Raw genomic sequence first — 16,785 nt, 5'->3', positions numbered from 1 at the left:
CATTCATAGCATCACTCCATATATTTACGGCTGACCCATTCTGCAAAAGAATTTCGGAATTCTTTAAGCCTGGAGCGGGAAATCGTCAGAATCGTGCCATCCTTTAATTTCATCTCCCCGTCCGAGCACATCTTGACCACATACCTCAGATTGACAATATAACTGTTATGTGCGTATGCAAACCCAAAGGGATGCAGAATCTCATATAATTCCCCCAGCTTCTGCCTTGTGGTCAGCTTATGTTCAAAAGAATACTCTATCTGTTCCCTGCCCACATGAATCCTGCTCCCATGCTTTGTATTCTCTATATACAATATATCATCCGGAACGAGAGCCACACTGTTATGATAATAATTTCCAACAATGCAGGGGACCCTCTGATTTTCCTTAATCTGCCTGACTACTGCACACATCTCCGAAATCATCCGTTCCTCTGAATAACTCTTAAGCAAATACCGAAACGGAGTCGCTCTAAATGACTCATCTGTGGGCATGCGCACACCGGAGCAGAATACAAGGATACTTTTTGGAAAAACCTCCCGGAACCTTGCCGCCGTTTCATGTCCGTCCAGATTTTCCATCTGCATGTCCAAAATCAGTAGATCGCACTTCTTCCTGTTCCGGATCCCTCGCACTAGCTCTTCACCTGAAAAATATTCGCTAAACAGAATCTCTTCCTTATCCATTCCGCTTTTTGCGATAACTCCTTTTATATAATCGACAAACTCTCTGTCATCATCACAAATTATAATATTATACATAATCCACCCAATAGTTCCTTACTGAACACCAGAGAACTGTTCCCCTCCACCCGACAGTGCTGCCTCTGTCAGCCTGCTTTCCATTACGGCAATTGCCTTTTTATGTGTTTTCCATCTTCTTGACATCTTATTCCATACTGGTAGGTTTTATTGAACAATCCACTGCATAATTCAATCAAATTTTGATTCAAGACATCTTAGGAATACGGTGCGGGCGTATTGCAGGCAGTCAACCTCATATATTTCTTCCCGCTCAATCTCGGTTTTGGGAAGGTCGCCGTTTTTCCATGACAATTCCCAACAACCGGTCAAAGAAGTTTTGCACAGACGCCGGAACATTCACCCTGTATACAAGAGCTACAAGGATTACAACCTGACATTCCCTAAGCAGTGAAGCCAAGATCTTTTTCAATCCGTACCTGCAATAAAATGGTAGAGCATATCAAATCCATATTGGAGAAACTGCTCTTTGGATAGTCCCATGGACTGTTTGATATATTCTTCCTTACTTGCTGCAAGCTGAATCAGCCCCGTCAGCATCCCCCAACAGGCGAACGAAGTAGGCGCAACTTCCAAGTCTGCCCGCAGGTCGCCCCTTTCCATGCCTGACAGCAAAACAGATTTTATCATCTCGTTGATCTCTTCTCCTACCTGAAAGGTCTCCTTCTCCTTTGGATAGGTATTCTGGTCTTCAAGCTGTATATTGATCTTTTTCAGCGTCATTTTAAAGTAAAACGGATATTCCTCTTGATACCGCACCAGCTCCTGACAAATGAGATTATACTCTTCCCTTGTAGATTCCTGCCGCTGTATATCCGAAGAAAGATAGGCGCATAACCCTTTCATGCTGTCCAACACCAATACGCTGACAATTTCTTCCTTGCTTTCAAAATATACATACAACGTAGCTTTGCTGTAGCCCGCCGCTTTTGCAATATCATCCATCGACGTCTGAGAAATTCCCTTTTCCATAAAAAGTGTGGCTGCCGCAGAGGAGATATTTTCCCGATGTACGCTTCTCGGTTCTTTTTTTCTCCTTCCCATAGTGCCCTCCAATAATTAAACTTACAGTTTAATTATATAGAAAAACACCTATTTGTCAATGGGCCTGGAAAAGCCTGTAACAGAATTATGAAACTACTCAGTCCTTCTCCGAAAAAAAGCAAGCAATATAAGCATAATCACCGCTGTTTGAACCAGACTGACAATCCAGGTTTTCAGACTTGGGAAACCGCACAAGGAAGTTAGGGTATACATCCCTCCTAAAACAGTATTGGACCATGCATGAAGCAGCACAGAAACCCATATGCTTTTCGTAATTTTGTGAGCTGCCGCTAAGGTAATTCCTAATGTAACGCAAAAAAGCGTAAACGCAACAAACTGATAGGAGCTTTGTGCCGTGTTTGGAACCAGCCACAATGGCAGGTGCCATATACTCCATATGATTCCCTCAATCAAAGCCGCAATAAGAAAGGGAAATCTCATCTGCAGTAAAGGCTGAAAAACACCTTGCCAGCCAATCTCTTCCAAGCCACCGCCCAAAATCATCATCGGCATAAAGAGGATAAACATATACCACGGATTACCGAAGTATTCTTCCTGCAAAATGCAGTATCTGCGCAGCCCCTCCACGGATCAGTTGAAAATGATACAGCAGAATCAGCGTAACCTCTGTTCCCCATGCAATGAGAAAAGAATAAAGCAGGAATAACAGAATTGACTGGCGCTCTATGTTATTTAACTTCTTATTGCCTGAAACCATCTTTTCCTCCCGCATCTCTTATAATTTTTTCTCACAGAACGGCTTTACATCCAATTTCGTCTTGCACCCAAGCCGTTTGGCAAAATACCACATCGCAAACCTTTGCACATAACGGAACGGGCCATTCGCCATACGGATCTGTTTCTCTAAAAAATATTCCGGCGTGGAGAATATTTCTATGATCTCCGACCGGAAAGCGCCGTTTTCTCCAAACTGAAATCCAATTTCAATAAACGGCTGCAACAGCTTTGCCTCCATTTTCTCCCCCATCAGACTGAGACCGAACATATCTCCTTTGATAAACGTCCCGCCATACCCGCAGCCCAGCTGCGCCGGCAGCGTCTTTAAAAATTCCTCGCAGCATCGCCCCTGCGATACTTCCGGAAACCCTCCCTGCAGGAGAAAGGATACCCGGGTTCTCGGCTGTTCCTTTGCGGACAGACCTGCTAAAAACCCCAGCATGATTCCCGGCACATTCTCCACATAGAGCGGCAAGGCAAACAGGATATTCTCATTTTCTTCAAAAGCTGTCTTTGCACTCTTCCACTGTTTTCGGTCTGAGAGATACCAAATCTCCGATGTATTCCCACCGTTATGCAAGCCCTCACAAAAGGCTACGATGATCTTCGCTGTATTGCTCTTAGACTGGGTACGGGCAGCGCCGCTGACTATCACGAAATGCATGCGCACACCTCCTCCCACGCTTCAATCGGAAATGCACCCAGACTGATTCCATGAAAGTTCAGGCAAAACCGGCTCATCCAATGTGCCAAATAATCCTGGTTTCCCTTACCCGCATACAAAAGCCCGAACCGAAATTCTTTATTATAACGGGTGACATGACGTGTCTGCCCGTTTTCAATTCTTGTATACATGGTCGCCATAGGCAGTATCCGGTCTATTACATGTTTCATTTTATAATCAACGAATCCCAGCGCCGTATCAGAAATGAATAGGGTAACATCATATTGCAGGTAAGCCTTCAGAATTTGTTCGTAATCGTCTTTGACAGCGCAAATACCTGGCGTTTTTAACCAACAGGCATTGCACCCAATACAAGGCGTTATCCTCATATCTTCCGTATAGAATGTCGTACACTCCGATGCCTTTTCTGTAAGGCAGCAGATTGCTTTTTCCGCCGCTGGATGATCTTTGGGCAATGTATTGATAATTAGCAGCCGCATTCTTTTTCTCCCTTCTGCTCCATATGGCCGAAGAAAAAACACCGGCCCTACAAATAATACTGTAAGGTCGGTGGGAACCCCCAAGTCAAGAGGGAAGCGCAATTTATTTTTAATCTTATTTCAAAGGAACCCATACTTCGTAAATGTGTTTGTCCGCATCCTCATTCTGCATGGCCATACGGACAAAGATATACACCATGCCGCGAAACACTGCCTGATTTTTGTTTGCCCATGCATGGCAAAGAGAAAACATCCTTTCAGGAACCGAAGTGTCATCATTGTCTGCAAGCAATGTAGCATAAAGGCATTTTCCATGCTCCAGATAGACATTCTGCTTTTCATGATCAGCTTTTCCGGCGGGCTTTACTACATACATTTCAGAGCCTTTGTAACCTGTTTCATCAAAAGTAAGCGTCCGAACCAAGCTTGAAAGAATATCCTCGTTCTCTACGTTGAGAAACCGCAACACTTTATCCCTGTACTCTCCAAAGGACGCTACGGAAGGAAACCGCTCCGCTACATAATATGGCGATAGATCCCGGATCTCAAGCTTTCCGAGATTCTCTGAAAATTCCTCATAGAATCGCTGTGTCTCCTTCAGACGCTTCTGCATCTGGGAAAGCCGGTCAATCTGCTCCTGCAGACTATCTGACTGTTGCTGAAGCTTTATTGCATATTCCTCCGGTTCTTCCGCCTCCAGTATTCCTTTGATAGCAACCGGTGAAAATCCCCGTTTCTTATAGAAATCAATCGCCATCAGACGGGACATATCAAACAGGTCAAATTCACGGTATCTGCTATACTGCCCTCTTTTCGGCTTGATAAGTCCAATTTCCTCATAATACCGCAGGGTTTCACGGGTAAGACCCAAATGTTCAAAAATATCTTTCGTATGATAAACCGCCGATTCCGCGGCATCTGCAGCAAGTGTGTCTCCAGTTGCCTGGCTTTCCTTCGCTTTGATAATGTCTCTGAAATATCGCTTATCCAGAGGTTTTGGGGTATCAGTAGGAACAAACCATGTCTTTCCTTTTTTTACAACGCCCTCTATCCTTCCGGATTCACAATAATAAGCAACCATACGGCTGGATATCTTCCATTTATCTGCCATTTCTGCAGCAGTGAAATAATTCATTTCCATCCCTCCTGCATTTATTATACTTCAGATATCTGAAACATACAAGAAAACTGCAGTATAGTTATCGGGATATCACCAATTCCGCATCATTTCTCTTATTTGCCTTTATCCATATCATTCTAAAATGACAATACAGTTTCATATCCCAAAATACACTAATATTTCTGTCCACTAATTCATATTTTCACACTCAACATAGCATTTTTTGATAAGAAGCAGAATATCCTGTTTTGATAAACCCAATGCAGTGAGTCCTGAAATCAACTGATTTTTGGCAACATGAGTTTCCTTTATGCGTTCATTCTCAATAAACACATAATCATCCTTTACTTGAAATCCAAATGTGCCTTTACAGACAATCAAACCATCCTGTGTCAAAATTTCAAGAGACCGTTGAACTGTAGCCGGATTATAATTTTCTTGTTTTGCCAGAGCCGAATGGATGGCAGCATTTCTCCTGGTTTATAATAGCCACGCAAAATACGATATCTCAATTTCTTAGAGAATTTTAAATATGTATATCTTTCGCTCATTTGTCCTCCTTTTTCAGAAAAATTGGATATAAGCCGACCAAGGTAAGAGCAATTTTGCTTTTGAAAGCGGTATGTTCTGCAATGAGTCGGCAGCCTCCTATAATGGCTGTCTGTTGACTTCTTACAAAATCCTGTAATCTAACATAATCCATTTGACAAAAAGGATACCATCTCTTTTATCAATCAGTCTGACACCACATTAACAATGCAGATTTGTGTTGCTTGCAGACCATCTGCCGCAGAAGTTCCCCATATTTCCACCATTTGTCCCGCTGCCAAATCGGATACTGTTCCATTTTCAGACTCGGACCTAGTACCACCGTCGTAAATGTTTTTTATCACAAACACTGTATTATCATCATATGTAACCGTGATCTTGTTGAATTCGGAATCATCACCGCTCCCTGGTCCCACTATAACATCTCCGCTGTTATCGCCTTTTTCTGTAATAGCTTCTACCACAGTAAGCTGTTTCCCCTGAATGTCCTTTATTGTTCCTTCTAAGTTGGGAATAGTGGTTGTAATTTCTCCATCATTTGCTTCAGACTGGTTTTCTTTATTAGTATCGTCTGTATCTTGTATGTCCGGCTCAGGGTTTGAAGCATCCTCTGCTGCATTATCTCCGGAAGTTGTTCCGCCTACCTCCTCTTGTTCTTGATTTTCATCTGGAACTTCTTTTGTATTTTGGCATGCACAAAGAAAAACACCCATAATACACAGGATTCCTGTCAGCATAAGAACTTTTTTTACTCTGTTTTTCATTTTGTTCTCCTTTCGATGTAAAGATTGAATAATTGTTGCAGACTTATTTTATCAAATTAATCTTTTAAAAACTTCTACATTATCTTAAAATTTCTTTACCTTTGTTAGGATTTCATATAGATATCAAGGACTGTATTCTAAAGCAAATACAACAAAAAAGCTACATCAACACACAGTGAACCACTGTGTATTGATGCCCTTCTATTAAGCACTCCGCTTACGCAACCTCTGATAGAATACCGCTGCTACAATCATCAGAATTCCTGTAGCAAACAGCCACAGCTTTGCTGTGTAGCTGCCTGTAACCATAGAGAACAGATAAAAACTTCCCAGCTTTGGCCCCATACCAATATTGAGCGCATAGTACAGCAGCGGCGGCATGTATCCGATGACTGTGTTTCTCGTAACCGCCGAGGTCAGCATACCCATGGAACCTAAAAATAAGGCATCTGCAATGGTTCCAAGCGCCAGCATCGGCGTGACATTGCAGCTTTGCAGTTGTTGTGGTCAAACCTTTTTGTAACAGTTGTGGCTTAAAAATATCTTTTTACGCAATCCGAGCCTGATAAGGTGTTTGATACCCATTGAAACTATGGGGACGCACGTAATTATAAGTGACATATGCAAATTCCTCCACAGTCTGATAGAGCGCCTCCTCGGTACGAAATTCATATAGATTCGTGCATTCATTCTTTAGGGTATTGAAATATCTGTACACCATTTTTGATTCGTCCGCTCAGCAGTGAAGTCTTGGGCCAGCTTATTATCAAATACCTTATGTGGCTTCCCATGCATATACTCCGGCTTTTTCGGACGGACAATCGCATACAGCCCCATCTCTTTATTCATATACTTATGAATGGTCACAGGACTGTAACGGAACCCTTTGCGTGCCAGATAAACGGCCATGCTCCGGTATCCGTCCACGCCATTGTGCTTGTGGTAAATCTCACGGATCTGCGCCTGTACTTTAGATTTTTGGGTACAGAAATCAGCCTTCCGGTGTTTCCGGTAGTTATAGTAAGCATTGGGACAGATATTCAATCGCCGCAGCAGCCAGCGCAGCCCTAGATCTTTATGATATTTTTCAATAAACCGATAAGCCTCTAATCGATTTCTTTTGCAAAGAATGCCGCCGCTTTTTTAAGAAGAGGTTCTCCTTACGGAGTTCTTCATTCTCTTTGCGGAGCTTAAGCATTTCTTTCATATAATCGTATTCTTCTTTTATTTCCGGGCTTGTCTGGCATTCTTCGCGTAATTGGCTGCACCACTTGGAGATACTGGCTTTTGAGACGCCATATTCAGATGTGATACTTTTGTAAGTGCGTCCTTCTTCTTCGTGGAGACGGACAATCTTCTTTTTAAACTCTGGTGTGTAATTCTGTGGCATGATAAGAACCTCTTTTCTCATTGTTTTTATCTTATTAGCCACTATCGTTACAACTTTATTATAGCACTTCAACCCTCTGTTTGGTCTGAATCCATACATACAGTTCAGGGATCTCGGTTCATAAATAGCTTCCAGTATCTTCTTCACTGCAAGCTGCACAATCTTGTCCTCATAGGAAGCGATACCAAGCGGTCTCATTTTCCCATTGCTCTTAGGTATGTATACCCTTAAAGATGGTAACGGCTTGTACGCCTTGTTCTTCAACCGCTCTACAAGATTTGTTATGTTTTCTTCCAGATGTTCCCCATACTCTGCTTTCGTCACTTTATCTATACCTACAGCTTTATTACCATCTAATTCTTTATGGCACTGTTTGAGTATTTCGGTATTACAAAAAAACAGCAAATGTGTTTTCTATTCTCATTTGTAGCAATAACACCTTTTAACTCATTGTAATCATAAGCTCCCCAAAATTCTAATGTTTGAATAATTTCTTTATCTTCGATAAAAGCTCTAAACGACTGTACACCCTCAACTGATTTGTAACTCATCTATTTTTTTTGACTTCCATGCAGAATACCTCCGTAAATTTAGATTTGTATTTTATACAGGTTTAATTAAGCGGTGTTCCAAAAAGGTTTCAAAAGTATTCGCAGCACCACCATGTTCAACAATTCTTCCGTTTATAACCTTATCAATATCCACTCCTGTAATCTCCAAAACCTTATTTGTAGGTGTTATTCCGATAAAATCTCCTTTGTGTGTTCCTCTCATAATAAATTCCGAAATAACATAATCATCTGCTACATATTGACGAATAATTTTCATAGTATAGTCTGGATAAGTTTTTTTCAATGCTAAAAGATGTTGTTTCATTCCGTCTATTCCTATAAAAATACCTTTTTCACCAGCTCTCTGCACACAATCCTCTGATATGTATTTAGAAAGCTCATCAAGTAGATTTTCTGAAACAATAACTTCATAGAAATATTTTACAATGTCTTTATTATTCATCATGTACCTCTGCAACTCCCGATTTATCTATTCTTTTTAGTCTTACACTCGCTACACTCTCCATCGTGGATTGAAATAATTCCGCCACATTTCGGGCAAGTATATTTCTCTTTCTGTCTCTCCATGAATATTTCTAAACCATGCTGACGGACAAATTCGCTGTTCTCCATAAGGCTTGCCTGATACCGCTTGTTGTAGCTCTTTTCAAGATTTTTTATCAGCTTACATGGGTATTCGGAACATTCAAGGCAATAGGATAAGGTCTTTTCTCTGACGCAATCCTTTATTTTGCATTTGCGGCAATGCTCCGGTTTTCCTTTGTCGCTGTTCAAGCAACCGGCACACGGTTTTTTGTGGTAACAGTGCTTATAACAAACCTTACAATTTATTCCGCAAGGGGCAAACATAATCATATCAATCTTTTCTCTTGGCATTTTCATAGGTTGTTGTCCTTTCCTTCCCCGCCTGCTCAATCATCTTCTTCATCAACTGCTGGAATTGTTCGCTTGTTTCCTCGTCCAGTGGCATGACCTTCTCTATCTGTTCTGCAACCAACGCCGTCACATCATCAACAGTGCGTAGCTCCTGCTTCTGCTCCTTTGCGGTGTTTTGGATATTTTGAAGTATGGTGGCGGTAACGGTTTCTCCCGGCTGTTCTCCACTGTCCATATCTTTCTTAATATCCCGCAGGATAGATATAAACACGCTCTTGATTTTCTCGATTTCCGCTTCATGCTCGCCTATCTTCTGTGCGTTCAAAACTGCCTGTCTTGCCTTGCTCGCGCCCGCTGTTCCGGGTGGTCTTTCATTAAATCGGACAGGAAAGCCGTTGCCATATCTATGAGTTGGTTTCTCGCCATAACGCCCCTTGCCGCCGCGTCCTCAAAATTAATCCGTATCAGATTTATCAACTGGGGAAATATTTATGTTCCAACAAGCGGTTAAGGATTTCCACATCTACCTCTCCCGTTACAAGCCCTCTGACTGCACCGCTGGACAAGCCCAGCCCGGAGATGTCATAGCTTTTTCGGACGCTCACGGTAGAAAAGCCCAGTATGTAGTCGGTAGACACCTTAAATTCCTTTGCACCCCCTATGAGAATATCGCTGCTGACCGTCTTTGTTTCCCCGCTGACAATCCGGCTCAACTGCGAAGCGGAAACACCTATTTTTTCGTAAGTTCCTTTTGTGTGATGTGGTTTCCGTTGCACAAGTCGGAAATCCTCTGTCCGGGTGTTCCGGGTAAAGCCATAGATACGCACCTCTTCAGCATACCTCCATTATACAGAAAAATTGCAAAAACGCAATTCTCAAAGTGTAAACTTCATCAAAATGCAATTCTCGCAAGATTCCGAGAATTGCATTTCTTTGTGTAGACTTAGGGTAGTTCATCGGTGGACAGCACCTTGAAAACAGAATGACCGGCTGAAAAGGAATACCCCGGCAGGGGAAGCACCGCAACGAGCCAGCTTCGGTACAACTTGTCCCGAAGTCCGGGGAGCGTGCCAACGCCTGAACACGCCGCAGGAATGGGGCAGGAGGCCTTTTCGGGGAGAACGGCAACAGGAAAACGGGAATTGTATCGCCCTTAACAACTGGGACACCTACACCTGCCCACAGATGATTTCTTTCTCGGTCTGCTGTAAGTGGTTCCGTTGGGCGGTCTTGCCGCTGGCGGGGACACTGGAAGCGGAGATTTACCAGGGACGGGACTTGAAACGCTGTGCGGTCTGCGGCAGCGTGTTCGTCCCGAAGTCCAACCATGAGAAATACTGCCCCGACTGCGCCGCCAGAGTTCACCGGCGGCAGGAAACAGAAAGTGAACGGAAAAGGAGGTCGAGAGTGGACAGTTAGGGGCTGAAAAGTCCTTGATATGCAAGGCTTCCAGAGGGCAGAACCGGGGGGAGCGGTCAGCTTCACACGGCTACCCGATTTTCTCTTTGAAGCCCCTACATTCACGCCCCTGTCCAACGAAGCAAAGGTGCTGTACGCGTTTATCCTGCGCCGGACGGAGTTATCCCGGAAAAACGGATGGACGGATGAATACGGGCGTATTTACCTGTATTACCCAATCTGCGAGGTGGCCGCTCTGCTCCATTGTGGGTGGCAAAAGGCAGTCAATACCTTGCGGGAATTGCAGTATGCGGGGCTTGTGGAGATACAGGAGCAGGGCTGTGGAAAACCCAACCGCATTTACCCAAAATCCTATGAAGCGGTTCCAAACGCCGACTTCAAGAAATCCGGTTATGGAACGCCGGAGGGCTGAAAACCGTACTTATGGAGTACGATAATCAATCCTCTTGAAGTACGGAAATCGGACGGTATATAGAAATACAGAAATTAAAATGATTTATTTATATCTTATCAATTCAAATCCTATCAGAGATAATTCCGGCGGGATTTTCCCTGTGGAAAAGTCCCAGATAGGAAAGGAATGGGGAAAGGAGCTTATGGCACAACACGCAATCTTGCGATTTGAGAAGCACAAGGGCAACCCGGCAAGGCCGCTCGGGATTGCTGGCGTACTGGTCTTTCAGACAAAGAGTACAGCTCAAAGTGGACGGTATCAACACAAAGAAGCTGATGGTAAAGAAACTGGACAGCTACAAGACGCTGACGGACAGAAAGAAAGCAGCAAAGGCTAACCCGAAAATTGCCGCCCTGCAAGTAGAACTTGCTGATGTGGACAGGGAGATTGAAAAGCTGGTGGACAGTCTGACAGGCGCAAACAATGTTCTGCTCTCCTATGTGAATGTGAAGATAACGGAACTGGACGGGCGAAAACAGGAACTACTGACACGGATAGCGGAGTTGACGGTAGAAGCTATCAGGCCGGAACAGGTCAGCCAGATTTCCTGCTACCTCGACACATGGGACATCGTATCTTTTGACAACAAGCAGCGGGTGGTTTATATTTCGTACGCTTCGCGTACTCAACAGGGTCACGACCCATAATAATTATAGAAGAAGCAGCGCTTTCGTGAGCGCTGCTTCTTCTATAAAAGTTAATATCCTCCTGTTCACGCCTGCCCCGACCTTTCTTTTCGGCGCTTCCTAACATTCACGACTGCCCCCAGACACAGGAAAAGCCCTGATATTCCCGACAGTATCCCAAATAAAAGCGCGTCTGCGGTGTCTCCTGTCCTGGCGGAATCCGCTGTTTTCTTGGCGGAGGTTCCCGGTGTATCAGACGTATCTGTTTTTGGCGGCTGTGGGGCCGCATCATATGTATTATGAAAAACAATATCCTGCTTTTCACCCGTCATTGCGGGGTCCGTATGTACTGCTGCCGCTGTCTCAAGCCCCCCGTCTTCTGCATTGGTAACGGTGACCTTCACATAATAAACCGTTCCGTCATAATGGCCCCGTCCATGGGTGCCGGCCTGCTGGCTGACTTTGTAGCAGTAGATGCCCGGGGCGGTATAGTGGATGGCCGGAAACTCTGCTATGCCGGTTCCGGTGACCTTTATCATATCCTGCTCCGGCATGGGGGCCTGATCGCGCGCCTCGAGTTTTACTATGTACGTTTCTTCCTGAGCCGGTGTTTCGTCGGACAGCTCCACTCTGACAGGTATCTTCACTTCTGCCGCTTTGGCCGCAAGAGCCGTAACCGGAAAAGCTGCCAGAATGAGAGCCGTCAGCAGGAACACCGAGGGAATTCTTCTTTTCTTCGTTTTCATCTCCTCCTTACTATTCCGATGAATATGGTTCCATAACTGCCAGAAGAACTGTTCTCGCTTCCGTATACTCCGAAGAGCACGTAGACATCGCCAGAATCTGCGAAAATGCTTCCGATGTCCCGATCTGTTCCATGGTGCCGGTATGGACATGCATCGCATTGTCTTTCACATAATCCGTCAGGCCCCTATTGTCTGTCTTCCACCGCTGCGGCGTAAAGATGACATCGTCCGATGCCGGAACCCGCAGACAGGCGAATATCTCCAGCTTGTAAGCGCGGTCCGGCAGTATGAGCTCGCCCGTGGTGTTCTTGTCAAAGAACGCCTCGTCTTCATACAGATCCAGATCTCCGAACATCTTATTGTTGGCCATATGGTGTCCGTACAGCAGGGAATACTGTTCCCGGAAGGTATTATCACATCCGGCGTCGAGAAAAATGCTCCCCGCCAAGGCAAAGTTTCCATATACATCCGTATTGATATAGCTGAGATTGTCTTTTCCCTGCAAGACCGGATAATCAATGTTTGTGTGGTCCAGTGTCAGCCATGCGCATACATCCGGGTTCAGCTTACGCAGCTCTTCAAAGGAAGCCCCTCTATCGTCCGCGGCATCCGGTTTCAACTTCAGCAGTTCGGACTGGATATCATCCACGGCCGCATATACCTGTGCGTTATCCCATAATGCATAACCCGAGTAGAGGCCAGCGGCCACAAGAAAGAGAATAGCCGCCCCGCGGACAATGGAATCTGCCGCTTTTAATAACATCTTTGAGGCTTTCATACCGTCTTCCTCACTTTAACTTTCCTGTCATCAATCACTTATCCTGCGCCTTCTGACAATCAATACGGCGGCGGCAGCAGCCACTGCGGCCAATACTAAGATATAAGGCAGGCTGTCCAGATGGATTCCTGTATCGACGGAACCTGTCTTATCATTCGTAAAGCTTGCTGTGGCAAGTTCAGAACGGATGCTTCCTGCATCTCCTGCTTTTGTGGTGGTGTATCCGTCCGCCTTCTCTTCGGTAACTGTATACTTCACTCCATAGGGCAGGTTGGCAATGCTGATTGTCTCATCGTGTTTGAGCCGGAACGTAGCCTCTTCCCCAACTTTTACACGTTCGGGATTCTCCCCATAAGATCCACCGGTAACCGCATAGGATTCCGCATAGGTTTTGCCCTGCTCTCCTTCTAATTTCACCTTGAATGTAAAGTACTTATCCTGATCGCCGAGATTGCCGGTTACTTCTTTTTTCACACTAAGCGTTCCGGCAGAATATGTATTGGTGAATGTGTCGTTTTTCTCACCACCCGCCTCTTCTGTATGCACGGCCGCTACTCTCAGCCTGCCGCCTTCTGCCTGGATGACAGTGACTTTCAGAATGATATTGCCGTTGTGATAAGTGACACCTGCGGTTGTGCCGGCAATCTCTTTCAGCGTATATTCGTATACGCCGACACTCGTATACTGCGGAAGATCCACGATAATATCAGCCTGCGCACCCTCCTTTGATGCTTCGCCCTCGGCAAAGGCTGCTCCTGTAATCGTTCCAAGGGCCGGGGCAGATGCCGCGTCACCGTCTGTTACGCGCCCCTCTTCAACCTGAGCCAGTGTGAATGTTTCTGCCGGTGAAGTAGTGCCTTTATTGGCTGCAACGTAATTTTTCTTAATCGTGACTGACGCCGTATCCGTCGGCTTCTCATCGGCAGCAAAGGCAGTAGCGCCCATACAAACCGTCATGACTGCCGTAAGAAGAACTGCAAATAATTTTTTTGTCCTTTTCATAGAAAGGTACCTCCATAATTATATTTTATTTATATAAACCGTCTATTGTCCGGCCTATATACAACCAGGGGCTATATTGCCCGTCTACGGAGAATGGTAATCACTTTCGCCTTCACATCCTCCAGTCTTATACAGCCAAAATCGCGGCTGTCCTCGGCCTGCGTCCGGTAATCTCCCAGAATAAACACGCAGCCCTCCGGAACCTGATAAGGATATTCCATCCCCTCCTTTGCATACGTCGGGAATAAGATTTCATTTGCCTGTACCGTCCCGTTAACAAGCAATGAGCCTGTATCATCTAATGTAACCACATCTGTCTCTTTTCCTAGTATCCGGCCAATCCGCTGTTTGCCGTCCACCTCATAGACAACTACATCGTTTTTTAAAAATTCTTTTTCCAGACGGAAGCCAAGCAGAAGGTCTCCGTCCCTCACCGCCGGAAACATGTCGCTGCCTGATGCCCGGGTAATAAGGAATACACGGGTAAACAAGAGAAGTCCGAGGGCCGCCAGCAATGTGGCATGCACAGCCAGGCTGACATAGCCTCTCTTTATTTCCGCCTGATTCCGCCGTGTCCGGATGACGTGTGAGCAGTCAGGTGTTTTATCTGCATGCATCTTCTCTGCTCCTATCCGTTTCATTTGTCTCTGCCCCGGCTTCCCGCCTGCTCCTCTCAGAACTTTGCTCTGCCAATTTCCGCTTATACTTGTGAAGCAGCGTGTTGGAAGCCTCTTTATGGGCGCCGAGCAGGGCATCATAACGCGCACGTTCCGCCCGGATCGCCGCGTTATAGAGCTGATTCAGTTCCTCTAACTTTTTCCATACCTGGGCCTCATCTACCCCGCCGATCAGCACGTTCCGAAACTTCACTGTCTGCATCCACTCAATAAGCTTTTCCTGCTCCCTGTTCACAGGCCGTGTCTCAGCGCCTGCCGCACGGCCGGACGCCTGTAATGGTCCTGTTGTCCCTCCACGTTTCTGCTTATTCCTGGTCGTCTTCACTTCTGCTGCCGTCCTCCGTCTTTTAAACATGCCGTCTTTTGTATCTGCGGGCGATCAGCGCGGCCGCTCCTGCCATCACAAGAGCAGACAGAAGTATATATGGCGTGGATTTTAAATCAACTCCCGTATCCGGCGTATAGTCTTTACAGTTTGTCACCACAACCAAGTCATGCTCTGCGTCAATCGTAACCTGCATGGTTTTTACATCGCTTGCTTTATCTTCGGAAGCGGCTGCGCCTGTTGCTCCATACTGTGCGGAAGTCGCATATCCCTCTGCATTCGTCTCCTGTAAGGTAAGTACGGCACCAACAGGAACATCGGGAATGGTATACATGCCGTCATTCTTCAGGCTGAACTGCCCGGACTGCGGCGCTCCGAATGCATCCGCATAGCTGTAGGTAAACGTAAAAGCCTTCTCGATGTCACCCAGGCCTCCTGTCACTTCTTTTGTCACCTTTACCGCTTTGCCGGCTGGTATATACTTTGCATAATAGGTCGTATTCCGGTTGATTGTTTCCGAATCCCAGTCCACCTTAATCGTGCATGCTTCGTCTTTATACCATCCGTCCAGCGTATAGGTCTTCCCATCCGCCACTTTTGTCTGGGGATATTTCTGAGGTTTGTTCGTATCCGGACGTTTCAGCTGGCTCGCCGCGAATCCGGCGTCCACACGCTTGCTGTACACTTCCGGATCCACGATAGAGAAGGTCTCCTGTCCCGCATCTTTCAGTGCAAAATTCACCGTATAACGGTCTCTTTCATTTAACGTAACCACGCCGTCCAGATGGAACGTCATTATACCGCTGCTGACGACCGGGTTCTTGTTATTGCCCCCTGCATTTGCGCCGTCAGAAGCATTCAGCCTGATCCAGTTAACCGTATAATAGCCTTCCTGGTATTTCTGTTCGTCCTTCTGTGCATACTGATAGGATTTCCCGTCAACTGTAATGGCAGGAAACTGTGCTTCGTTATAATCAATGGAAACGCCATTTTGCCCGTACCCGTTATCCACGATGGTTCCGATCGGATATGAGGATGGCGCATTCACGCCGCTCACACTGCCGACCCCCATCCCATTCCACACCTTGTCCAGATTCGGATAGTCGCCTTCCTGGACACCCGGAATCAACGTATAGATGTACAGCGGGTATGTTCCGTCATTTGCCGTCACCTGGATGGTGTATGTTTCCGTCCCCTGATTCCAGCCTCTCCCGTATGTATGTCTGAGCGTAATCTGCTCTCCAACCCGGACTTCCTTCGGGCCGCTGACTGCCAGCGTCGAGACATCGCCCTCCTGTCTGGCGTCAGCTTGTGCTGCCTCTGTCTCTCCTTCCGGATCAGAATCATTGGTAACAGATGGTACAGGCTGTTGTCCCACCTCATCGGACGTGCTGCTCTCTGCGCCTTCCGCAAAAACGGAGGTGGAAATACTGCAGAACATGAGCACGATTACGCAGATGGAGAGAATATATCTCAGCAATCTGCGTCTTCTTAATGGATAATGATATATCATACTTGAACCTCCCTGTCGTATACGTCTATGGAAACTTGAGAGCCCGACATTGCGCACGCTTAGATTTACAGCCATCGTGCCAGTATTTTATTTGCATATTGGGGAACCATATTATAATGAAATATCCCTATACTTTTCGCAGAGCTCAATACTCCATGCATTAAGATTACTACAGATACCGATGGATTTCAAGTGCCTATCGGCGTATTCGGGTCTTTTTTTCGGATATTCTTCTAATCTCCGTACTTTTATCATGGAATTTCAGCT

The 16,785-nt window shown here is 45.6% G+C and carries 22 protein-coding genes and 3 pseudogenes; 3 read left to right on the top strand and 22 right to left on the bottom strand.

The features are described 5' to 3' along the window. Positions 1–11: 11 nt before the first annotated feature. From E1963_RS14630 to E1963_RS23520, 16 genes and pseudogenes are all read right to left on the bottom strand, one after another. Entirely contained in the window at positions 12–761 is a 750-nt protein-coding gene (locus E1963_RS14630; protein WP_132279420.1) for a LytR/AlgR family response regulator transcription factor, read from the bottom strand. Between the two features lie 408 nt (positions 762–1,169). Further along, complete coding sequence (locus tag E1963_RS14625) at positions 1,170–1,805, bottom strand: TetR/AcrR family transcriptional regulator (RefSeq protein WP_132279417.1); 636 nt, start codon at positions 1,803–1,805, stop codon at positions 1,170–1,172. A gap of 93 nt (positions 1,806–1,898) precedes the next feature. Further along, the gene (locus E1963_RS14620) at positions 1,899–2,366 is read right to left on the bottom strand and encodes a CPBP family intramembrane glutamic endopeptidase (RefSeq protein ID WP_243117749.1); all 468 of its coding nucleotides are present in this window, start codon (positions 2,364–2,366) and stop codon (positions 1,899–1,901) included. Next, positions 2,344–2,523 carry a hypothetical protein gene (locus E1963_RS20765; RefSeq protein ID WP_243117748.1) on the bottom strand — a complete coding sequence of 60 codons (180 nt, stop codon included), beginning with the start codon at positions 2,521–2,523 and terminating at the stop codon, positions 2,344–2,346. Before E1963_RS20765 ends, E1963_RS14620 begins: the two co-directional genes overlap by 23 nt. An 18-nt stretch (positions 2,524–2,541) precedes the next feature. Continuing rightward, positions 2,542–3,207 carry a hypothetical protein gene (locus E1963_RS14615; protein WP_132279414.1) on the bottom strand — a complete coding sequence of 222 codons (666 nt, stop codon included), beginning with the start codon at positions 3,205–3,207 and terminating at the stop codon, positions 2,542–2,544. After that, a complete protein-coding gene (locus E1963_RS14610; RefSeq protein WP_132279411.1) occupies positions 3,195–3,707 on the bottom strand; it encodes a flavodoxin family protein in 513 nt (170 codons plus the stop codon). Before E1963_RS14610 ends, E1963_RS14615 begins: the two co-directional genes overlap by 13 nt. A gap of 115 nt (positions 3,708–3,822) precedes the next feature. After that, entirely contained in the window at positions 3,823–4,842 is a 1,020-nt protein-coding gene (locus E1963_RS14605) for a MerR family transcriptional regulator (protein ID WP_132279408.1), read from the bottom strand. 719 nt (positions 4,843–5,561) lie between these two features. Next, entirely contained in the window at positions 5,562–6,140 is a 579-nt protein-coding gene (locus E1963_RS14600; RefSeq protein WP_132279404.1) for a DUF5666 domain-containing protein, read from the bottom strand. Between the two features lie 204 nt (positions 6,141–6,344). Beyond that, a complete protein-coding gene (locus E1963_RS14595; protein ID WP_132279401.1) occupies positions 6,345–6,614 on the bottom strand; it encodes a hypothetical protein in 270 nt (89 codons plus the stop codon). Positions 6,615–6,687: 73 nt separating this feature from the next. Next, positions 6,688–7,551, bottom strand: a pseudogene (locus E1963_RS14590) (IS3 family transposase). 332 nt (positions 7,552–7,883) lie between these two features. Then, positions 7,884–8,081: a GNAT family N-acetyltransferase gene (locus tag E1963_RS14580; RefSeq protein WP_132279398.1), complete on the bottom strand. Its 198-nt coding sequence runs from the start codon at positions 8,079–8,081 to the stop codon at positions 7,884–7,886. 52 nt (positions 8,082–8,133) lie between these two features. Beyond that, positions 8,134–8,544 carry an ester cyclase gene (locus E1963_RS14575; RefSeq protein ID WP_132279563.1) on the bottom strand — a complete coding sequence of 137 codons (411 nt, stop codon included), beginning with the start codon at positions 8,542–8,544 and terminating at the stop codon, positions 8,134–8,136. A gap of 23 nt (positions 8,545–8,567) precedes the next feature. Beyond that, the gene (locus E1963_RS22785; RefSeq protein ID WP_132279560.1) at positions 8,568–8,984 is read right to left on the bottom strand and encodes a DUF3795 domain-containing protein; all 417 of its coding nucleotides are present in this window, start codon (positions 8,982–8,984) and stop codon (positions 8,568–8,570) included. Next, positions 8,959–9,303 carry a hypothetical protein gene (locus E1963_RS23530; protein WP_330570845.1) on the bottom strand — a complete coding sequence of 115 codons (345 nt, stop codon included), beginning with the start codon at positions 9,301–9,303 and terminating at the stop codon, positions 8,959–8,961. The genes E1963_RS22785 and E1963_RS23530 overlap by 26 nt, the downstream gene beginning before the upstream one ends. After that, positions 9,300–9,455, bottom strand: coding sequence for a hypothetical protein (locus E1963_RS23525; RefSeq protein WP_330570844.1), 156 nt, complete (start codon positions 9,453–9,455; stop codon positions 9,300–9,302). The genes E1963_RS23530 and E1963_RS23525 overlap by 4 nt, the downstream gene beginning before the upstream one ends. Then, positions 9,452–9,754, bottom strand: a complete 303-nt coding sequence (locus tag E1963_RS23520; RefSeq protein WP_330570843.1) for a helix-turn-helix domain-containing protein — start codon at positions 9,752–9,754, stop codon at positions 9,452–9,454. Before E1963_RS23520 ends, E1963_RS23525 begins: the two co-directional genes overlap by 4 nt. Before the next feature lie 355 nt (positions 9,755–10,109). Here E1963_RS23520 and E1963_RS14555 point away from each other — a divergent pair. The 3 genes and pseudogenes from E1963_RS14555 to E1963_RS14535 form a co-directional block, all read left to right on the top strand. Continuing rightward, a pseudogene (locus tag E1963_RS14555) lies at positions 10,110–10,397 on the top strand (cysteine-rich VLP protein); the annotation flags it as partial. Between the two features lie 19 nt (positions 10,398–10,416). Next, positions 10,417–10,809 carry a replication initiator protein A gene (locus E1963_RS14550; RefSeq protein ID WP_132279389.1) on the top strand — a complete coding sequence of 131 codons (393 nt, stop codon included), beginning with the start codon at positions 10,417–10,419 and terminating at the stop codon, positions 10,807–10,809. A gap of 317 nt (positions 10,810–11,126) precedes the next feature. After that, positions 11,127–11,498: pseudogene (locus E1963_RS14535) on the top strand (hypothetical protein); the annotation flags it as partial. 65 nt (positions 11,499–11,563) lie between these two features. Here the strand turns inward: E1963_RS14535 and E1963_RS14530 are convergent. The 6 genes from E1963_RS14530 to E1963_RS14505 form a co-directional block, all read right to left on the bottom strand. Beyond that, positions 11,564–12,223 carry a Spy0128 family protein gene (locus tag E1963_RS14530; RefSeq protein WP_132279380.1) on the bottom strand — a complete coding sequence of 220 codons (660 nt, stop codon included), beginning with the start codon at positions 12,221–12,223 and terminating at the stop codon, positions 11,564–11,566. Between the two features lie 10 nt (positions 12,224–12,233). Beyond that, a complete protein-coding gene (gene srtB, locus E1963_RS14525; protein ID WP_132279377.1) occupies positions 12,234–13,001 on the bottom strand; it encodes a class B sortase in 768 nt (255 codons plus the stop codon). Between the two features lie 30 nt (positions 13,002–13,031). Then, entirely contained in the window at positions 13,032–14,003 is a 972-nt protein-coding gene (locus tag E1963_RS14520; protein WP_132279374.1) for a DUF7601 domain-containing protein, read from the bottom strand. A 71-nt stretch (positions 14,004–14,074) separates the two neighbouring features. Then, a complete protein-coding gene (gene lepB, locus E1963_RS14515) occupies positions 14,075–14,644 on the bottom strand; it encodes a signal peptidase I (protein WP_243117747.1) in 570 nt (189 codons plus the stop codon). Beyond that, a complete protein-coding gene (locus E1963_RS14510; protein WP_132279368.1) occupies positions 14,607–15,035 on the bottom strand; it encodes a hypothetical protein in 429 nt (142 codons plus the stop codon). Before E1963_RS14510 ends, lepB begins: the two co-directional genes overlap by 38 nt. Continuing rightward, entirely contained in the window at positions 15,028–16,518 is a 1,491-nt protein-coding gene (locus E1963_RS14505; protein ID WP_132279366.1) for a DUF5979 domain-containing protein, read from the bottom strand. The genes E1963_RS14510 and E1963_RS14505 overlap by 8 nt, the downstream gene beginning before the upstream one ends. Positions 16,519–16,785 lie beyond the last annotated feature (267 nt).

It is taken from the genome of Extibacter muris, assembly GCF_004345005.1.
Lineage (GTDB): Bacteria > Bacillota > Clostridia > Lachnospirales > Lachnospiraceae > Extibacter > Extibacter muris.
This window is presented reverse-complemented; position numbering and strand designations above follow the sequence as displayed.